Origin of the sequence: Paludisphaera sp., from assembly GCF_037189885.1 — a bacterium.
GTDB lineage: Bacteria > Planctomycetota > Planctomycetia > Isosphaerales > Isosphaeraceae > Paludisphaera.
In genome coordinates this window covers 1-6,832 of sequence record NZ_JBBCIR010000041.1, presented here as the reverse complement: position 1 = coordinate 6,832, position 6,832 = coordinate 1, and the positions used below count along the sequence as shown (strand labels likewise).

General features: G+C 68.9%; 6 protein-coding genes and 1 CRISPR repeat array. All 6 genes read right to left on the bottom strand.

Going from position 1 to position 6,832, the window contains the following annotated elements; translation table 11 throughout:
- Window positions 1-7: 7 nt before the first annotated feature.
- A CRISPR array of direct repeats spans window positions 8-973; the repeat unit is 37 nt; unit sequence GTTTCAACCCACCCCTCGCTTCATCAGCGAGGGGAAC.
- Window positions 974-1,171: 198 nt separating this feature from the next.
- Entirely contained in the window at window positions 1,172-1,462 is a 291-nt protein-coding gene (gene cas2 / locus WG209_RS13735) for a CRISPR-associated endonuclease Cas2 (protein ID WP_337175624.1), read from the bottom strand.
- Between the two features lie 24 nt (window positions 1,463-1,486).
- Window positions 1,487-2,515 carry a type I-C CRISPR-associated endonuclease Cas1c gene (cas1c, locus tag WG209_RS13730; protein ID WP_337175623.1) on the bottom strand — a complete coding sequence of 343 codons (1,029 nt, stop codon included), beginning with the start codon at window positions 2,513-2,515 and terminating at the stop codon, window positions 1,487-1,489.
- Window positions 2,512-3,174, bottom strand: coding sequence for a CRISPR-associated protein Cas4 (cas4, locus tag WG209_RS13725; protein ID WP_337175622.1), 663 nt, complete (start codon window positions 3,172-3,174; stop codon window positions 2,512-2,514). The genes cas1c and cas4 overlap by 4 nt, the downstream gene beginning before the upstream one ends.
- Window positions 3,175-3,254: 80 nt before the next feature.
- Window positions 3,255-4,268, bottom strand: coding sequence for a type I-C CRISPR-associated protein Cas7/Csd2 (cas7c, locus tag WG209_RS13720; RefSeq protein WP_337175621.1), 1,014 nt, complete (start codon window positions 4,266-4,268; stop codon window positions 3,255-3,257).
- Between the two features lie 53 nt (window positions 4,269-4,321).
- Complete coding sequence (cas8c, locus tag WG209_RS13715) at window positions 4,322-6,115, bottom strand: type I-C CRISPR-associated protein Cas8c/Csd1 (RefSeq protein ID WP_337175620.1); 1,794 nt, start codon at window positions 6,113-6,115, stop codon at window positions 4,322-4,324.
- Window positions 6,112-6,783 (bottom strand): type I-C CRISPR-associated protein Cas5c, encoded by a 672-nt coding sequence (gene cas5c / locus WG209_RS13710; RefSeq protein ID WP_337175619.1) that lies wholly within the window; start codon window positions 6,781-6,783, stop codon window positions 6,112-6,114. The genes cas8c and cas5c overlap by 4 nt, the downstream gene beginning before the upstream one ends.
- Window positions 6,784-6,832 lie beyond the last annotated feature (49 nt).

Below are 6,832 nucleotides of genomic sequence, written 5' to 3'. Positions count from 1 at the left end.
ATTCCTGGTTTCAACCCACCCCTCGCTTCATCAGCGAGGGGAACACCAGTAGGGGGCGCGGCAGAGGATGGTCTCGTTGTTTCAACCCACCCCTCGCTTCATCAGCGAGGGGAACCCGTGGACCCCGAGGCGACGTGCCCCAGCGTCGTGTTTCAACCCACCCCTCGCTTCATCAGCGAGGGGAACCACTGCTTCTGGCGCTGGGCCCGGCGGTAGTTGGCGTTTCAACCCACCCCTCGCTTCATCAGCGAGGGGAACCTGCCGGAAGGCAAACCGAAACGGGCCAAGCGCGTGTTTCAACCCACCCCTCGCTTCATCAGCGAGGGGAACAATCCGCGTCGCATCGTCCGCCCTCCCCCGTCAAGTTTCAACCCACCCCTCGCTTCATCAGCGAGGGGAACGGCCGGAGGTCAGCCGGGAGACCTTCGCGATCATGTTTCAACCCACCCCTCGCTTCATCAGCGAGGGGAACGCGGCGGCCGACGTCCAGATCCGCGAGCTGGCCGTGTTTCAACCCACCCCTCGCTTCATCAGCGAGGGGAACCCCTGGAGCCCGGCGGCGCAGGGGGCGGCCCGATGTTTCAACCCACCCCTCGCTTCATCAGCGAGGGGAACGAGATGGACGAACGGGGCGACGAACGAGGGGGCTGTTTCAACCCACCCCTCGCTTCATCGGCGCGGGGAACTGCATCAGCCGCCAGTCGGGGTCGCGCCAGGCCTCGTTTCAACCCACCCCTCGCTTCATCAGCGAGGGGAACGCCCCCCACGTCGAGGAGGCCATGGAGGCTCTGCGGTTTCAACCCACCCCTCGCTTCATCAGCGAGGGGAACCCGCCCCTCCGCGCGTGGTCGTGGGGGCCAGATAGTTTCAACCCACCCCTCGCTTCATCAGCGAGGGGAACATGCGGCGGGGTCGCCGAGTGGGGGAGGCGGCCCGGTTTCAACCCACCCCTCGCTTCATCAGCGAGGGGAACCGCCCGCCTCCCAAGACCTGCAGCACGAGCGACTTAGGGGGCGGAAAACGCGGACCCATTGTAGCGACATCGGTTTGCGTATCCAAGTCGACGAACCGGCCGCGCTTAAGTCGAGTGGCGGCGGGAGTTTGGGGTGGATCGCGGACCTCCCGGGAAATTGGCCCGCGCTCGGGGTCCGCGACGGTCGGCTCGGGCTGGTCAAGCGATGAGCGGGCCGCCGAAGTCGACCGACGGCTTGACGCCGTGGTGCTCGGCCCGGCGGGAGGGGTCTTCGCCCAGGCGGTAGAATCGCAGGCTGTCCTCGGCCGGGTCGAACGTGCTCAGCAGGGCGGGACGCAAGGTCGCCCATTGGACCTCGCCGACGTCGCACTCGAAGACGCTCTGCTGGACGCGCTGGCCGTAGTCCTTGCAAAGTCGGGCCACCTTCCGGAGTCGGCGCCGGCCTTCCGGCGTCACGGTGGAGACGTCGTAGCAGATCAGTACGAACATCGAGGACCTCTCGGGCGCGGGGCGTCATCGTACCAGGAAGGGCGGGTAGGTTTCGAGGTCGCCGCGGATCGTCCGGGCCAGGAGCCGGGCCTGGATGTGCGGGACCACGGCGTAGGTCGTCGCCTCCCCGGTGATCGGGTGCGTCAGCGACGCCTGCTTGCGCTCCTGGTAGGCCACCAGGACCGTCCGCCTCGTGTCGGCGTCCATCGAAACGCCGCCGGCCTGGTCGCGGACGAAGCCCTTGGGCGCGACCTGGGCCCGGTTGATCAGGGCCAGGACGAGGCGGTCGGCGAGGGCCGGGCGGAACTCCTCCATCAGGTCGAGGGCCAGCGAGGGCCGGCCGGGTCGGTCGACGTGGAGGTAGCCGACCCCGGGGTCCAGGCCCACCGCCGCCAGGGCCGACGAGCAGTCGTGCAGGACGAGGGCGTAGACGAACGATAGCAGCGCGTTGACCGCGTCCAGCGGCGGGCGTCGTGAACGTCGGGAGAACCGGAACGTGGGATCGGTCGAGCGGATCATCGCGTCGAAGGCGGCGAAGTAGCTTGCCCCCGCCTCGCCCTCGTGGCCGCGCACGGCGTCGGTCGTGAGGTGGGCTCGTTCGAGGTCCGCGATCCGATCGGCCAGGCGCGTCGCGGCCGCTTGCATGGTCGGGGGAGGATCGGCCCGCTCGCGGGCCGAGCGCACGAGCATCGAGCGGGCGTTGGCGACCTTGCCGAGGACGAACGACCGGGCCAGGAGCGCGCAGGCCGCGGGATCGTCGGCGAGGCGGAATTGGCGGCGGCGGAGCAGCACGTTGCCCGAGGCCGGGCCCTCGACGCGGGCCAGGAAGCGGCCGTTGACGTCGAGGAAGGAGACGCCGATGCCGCGCTCCATGCAGGCGGCCATCAAGTCAGGGCTGGCGGAGACCGGCCCGAAGCAGACCACGCCGCCGAGGTGGTGCATCGGCACCTCCAGCCGCGTCTGCCGCTCGACGCGCACGGCGACGTTCTCGTGGTCCTTCGCCAGGTAGGCGCCCGGCGTGGTCACATACAGCGTGTTGTGGTAATTGCTCAAGGGTCGTCCTCAGGAAGTTCCACGTAAGGGGCCCGGGCGACGGGCCCGGGCCGCGATCGGTCCGGCTCCCCCGTCACGTCGGGCAGGCAGGCCTCCAGGAGGGAGCACCGGTCGCAGCCCTTGTGGCGGATCGCGCGGGGCGTGACTCGGGCGTCGAACAGCTCGCGGCATCGGAGGGCGGCCGCCTCGACGCGCGAGCGGAGCGTCGGCGAGAAGTCGACCGGCTTGCGACGCCGGGTCTCGCCATAAAAGAGGGCGCCTCGGGGGACGTCCAGGGCCAGCATCTCCTCCAGGCACATCGCCTGGGCGCAGAGTTGGACCTCGTCGGCGGCTTGGATCTTGGGCCGGCCCCGCTTGTACTCGACGGGGAAGGGCCGCCAGACGACGGCTCCGTCGTCGACCGTTTCGCGGTGGAACTCGACGACGTCGGCCTTGCCGGACAGGCCCAGGCGATCGGAACGGAGCGGCAGCGCCCGGGCCGTCCGCACCGACGCGCCGAGGGAGCCGCCCGGGAGGTCGGCTCGTTCGTGGAGCTGGGTGCCGGAGATCGTCAGCGCGTTCTCGGCCCAGAGCTGTTCGACGTGGATCAGGGCGAACTGGCGCTCGCAGAAGATCAGGTGCTGCAGGCCCGAGAGCGGCAGCAGGTCGTCGACCTCCATCGCATGTCTCCTTCCGGGCGCGCGTGCGGGGGCGGCCCGGCCTTCGACTCCGAGGCCCGCGCCCCCGGCACGCGGTCGTTTCAGATCCGGTCGTGGATGGTGACGCCGTCGATCGGCGCGCGGTCGACCTCGACCGCGTAGTCGGCGAACGATCGGGCCGGCTTCTTCGCCGCCGGGTCGCGCCGGGTGCAGGTCACCCGGTCGAAGAGCCGGTGGGCCGGGTGGTTGCCGAGGGCGGACTCGTGCTCGAAGACGATAAGGGAGCGGACCGCCATCAGGCCGCGCGAGGCCGAGCGGTCGTGCTCGAACATGCCGGCGAGGGCCTGCCAGAACAGCTCCAGGTCGGCCTTGGAGAAGCCGGTGTCGCGGGCCAAAAACGGCGAGACGAAGCCGTGGGCCCGATAGAGGCCGTAGGGGATGGTGGACTTGCGGCCGATCTGGCCGCTGCTGGCCTCCTCGCCGTCGCCGCCCACGTCCTTGCCGCGCGTGGTGTCGCCGGCGTTGGTCAGGGCGACCCGCGTGATCGCGTGTTCGAGGGCCAGGATCGGGTCGATCGACCGCGAGAACGAGAGCTGGATCGGCCCGCGGACCTGGCCGCAGTTCCAGAGCTTCTGCGTCCCCGGGGCCTTCTTCCTGGCCTCTTCCTTGCCCTTGGCGGCCTTGGGCTCGGCGTCCTCGTCGCCGGCCTTGCCGGTAGACATGACGGCCCCGAACGCGCGGACGTCGAAGAACGTCTTGCACATCCAGGCACGGGCGTCCTTGACGGTCGCCGACTTGTTGTCGGGCTGGCGGTCCAGGGCGTCGTAGGCCCGTTTCTGCTGGACGGCGAGGATGCCGCGCTCCTTGACGTAGACCTCGTAGCCGGCCCTCGGTTTCAGGTCCTCGCCGCTCCCTTCCGCCTGCGTGAGCTGGACGAAGTTGCGGACCTTGCGCTTGAGGCAGACGTCGGTGACGAGGCCCTGGCCGGTCTCCGGGTCGATGCGGGGGGCGTTGCCGGCGTCGGGGTCGCCGTTGGGGTTGCCGTCCTGGACGTCGAAGAACAGGACGAACTCGTAACGCCTGTCGACGGGCTGGCCGGTCGTCTCGCTGGACATATCGGGAAATCCTCGTTCGAATGGGGTGATCGATGGACGGTCGGGCTCGACGCTCACTCTGCGGTCGCGACGGCGGCCTCCGGCTTGGCTTTCTTCCGCCAGAGCTCGGCCTTCTGGTGGTAGTAGCCCAGGGCGAAGAGGCCCTGCTCCTCCAGCGTCAGGATGGAGGGGAACGGCTCGGCGGGGAGGAGGTCGAGGACCTCCTGGATGAGCCTCGGATAGTATGCGCCGTCGAGCTTGGCCTGGTGGTGCTGGGCCTTGCGCAGCAGCGTGGCGAAGACGGCGGCCGGGGTGGCCGAGGCCGCGCCGTAGAAGCGGTCGGCGATCGACGCGCCGGGATCGCCGATGGCGTCGGCCTGGAGCTTCTCCAGCACGGCGAAGAGGCGGCCCAGCCCGTAGGCGGGGGTGCGGCATTCTGGGTCGAGCACGACGGTGATCTCCTTCGGGGTGAGGCTGTTGATCCGAACGTCGCCCTTCCGACGGAGGCGGTTGAGCGTGGCGCGGATCAGCGCGAGACGCTCGCGCGAGTGCTTGCCGCTCTTGGAATCCACCTTCTCCGCGCGGATGCGGCGGACGGCGGCGGCGAGGACCTCGCGGGGGAACGGCGCCCCGCCCAGGATCGCCAGGAAGAGCCGGCCCGCGAGGTCGGGGTCGACGTTCTTGAACTCCCCCTGGGGGGCTAACGAGCGGACGAGCCAGGACAGGGCCGGCCACTTCGCCGAGTTCTCGAACCGGCGGACGATCTCGATGTCGTCGAAATACGTGCGGAGATGTTCGGCGACCTCGCCCACGGTCGATTGGAAGTAGCCGCGTAGGGTCGCCCGCCCCTGGCCGCCGGTGACGATCAGGGCGTGGAAAGGCGTTGGGTCGTTCAGCGAGACGCCCTTTCCCGAGTCGACGGCCTCGAACAACGCTCCGGCCTGGGCGGGGTCGACGAAGTCGAGGTCTCCGAACTCGTCCACGAACTGATGCTCGTCGGCCCCCGACGCCCAGTAGATCACGGCCGTGTCTTCCGAGAGGCGGAACGTCTGGCGTTTGAGCGTTTTGCCGTCTGGGTTCGTGTACTGCGGGTGGAACAGGCGGTTGAGGGCCGTCCCATAGGCGTCGGCGCAGTCACGGCAGACCGGGGCGCTCTCGGTGATCGAGAGGGCGAACGACTCGAAGGCGGGGGCGTTGGCCGAGACGAGGGCGATCCCCGAGGTCGAGCCTCCGGGCACCCGCTTGACCTGAGGGTGGACGTCGACCGGGACTGACGGAAGGCCGCAGCCGAGGCACTCGACCAGCATTTCGGCCCGCTTGCCGGCGGGATGTCGCAGCTTTTTCCACGCAGCCCGCACTTCGTCTCGGTCGTGGATCAGGCCCGAGTCGGCGCCGTCCGAGTAGCGGAAGGCGATCAGGTCGTTCGCGGCGGCCTCCTGGCGTATCGCGGTGACTGCATCCGCGACCGCCGCGTCGTCGCGGAGGAATTCGAGGAGCGACGAGAGGCCACGGTCGTCCGGCGCGAGGACCATGGCGGACTCGACGTACTCGCGGAACATCGCACGGTGCCTGGCGAGTTTGCTGAGCTTCTTGGGGTTGTCGTCCGGATCGTACCCCAGGGCGTACTCAGGCTTGTCGACCAGGAAGTTGGCGAACGATCCGCTGGTCCGCACCGGCGAACGCGGGACCTGGAAGACCTTCGGCCGGACCTTACCCTTGGGGTCGGGCGGGCCCGACGGGGAAGTCACGCCGAGGTACTTGCCCCCTCTCCCGATGCCGATGATCCAACGCACTGGCCTGGGCTCGTAATCCGGGTCTTCCATCAGCCCCTCGCGGCGGGCGAGGTCGGCCAGTTCCTTGAGGATCATGCGACCTCCACGCCGTCTTCGCGACGGTTTATCAGGGGGACTTCGACGACGCCCTGCTTCATCACGGCGTCGAAGAAGACGGGTCGGTTGGGACGGCCGAAGTCGACGTCCAGGAGCATCCGGCCCAAGTCCATATCCATGGCGACCGGCTCGGGGTCGTCGTCGCGGGCGGGCTCGACGATCGCGGGGAACTCGCGGCAGCCCAGATAGGGGGACATGTGGTACTGGCCCCGCTCGAGCCGTCGCTTGAACATCTCGTCGAACTTCAGCGGGTTATCGCCCGGCCCGGCCCGACCGGTCATCGTGAACGAGACGTCGATCAGGTAGTCCACGTCCCGGAGGATCAGGGCATTGCGCTGGGCGCGGTCCTCGTCGGCGAAATAGTCGGGCTTGTCCTCGCCGCGCATCATCGCCCGGGCGTTGCCGACCGGGATCACGCCGTTAACCTCGTTGCGCTTCACGGCGGCGAACTTGATGGGCTTCAGCACCGCGATCCGATGGACGTGCCACCGTATCGCCGGCTTCCACAAGACCGCCTCCACCGCTCCCCGAGCCGCCGACGGCGTGATGACGTGGTACGTCACCCGCTCGGTCTTGAGTTCGGGGCGAGTGAAGCACGCCCACTCGCCCCGGATTCGGACCCGGTAGATCGATTCACTCTTCTTCATGGCGGAACCTCGAAGACTTGCCGGCTCCCGAACAGGTTTCAACCCACGC

Bases quoted from the DNA above. Each gene is read 5' to 3' on its own strand.
- cas2 (WP_337175624.1), bottom strand. From the start codon at position 1,462: ATGTTCGTACTGATCTGCTACGACGTCTCCACCGTGACGCCGGAAGGC.
- cas4 (WP_337175622.1), bottom strand. From the start codon at position 3,174: ATGGAGGTCGACGACCTGCTGCCGCTCTCGGGCCTGCAGCACCTGATC.
- cas7c (WP_337175621.1), bottom strand. From the start codon at position 4,268: ATGTCCAGCGAGACGACCGGCCAGCCCGTCGACAGGCGTTACGAGTTC.
- cas8c (WP_337175620.1), bottom strand. From the start codon at position 6,115: ATGATCCTCAAGGAACTGGCCGACCTCGCCCGCCGCGAGGGGCTGATG.
- cas5c (WP_337175619.1), bottom strand. From the start codon at position 6,783: ATGAAGAAGAGTGAATCGATCTACCGGGTCCGAATCCGGGGCGAGTGG.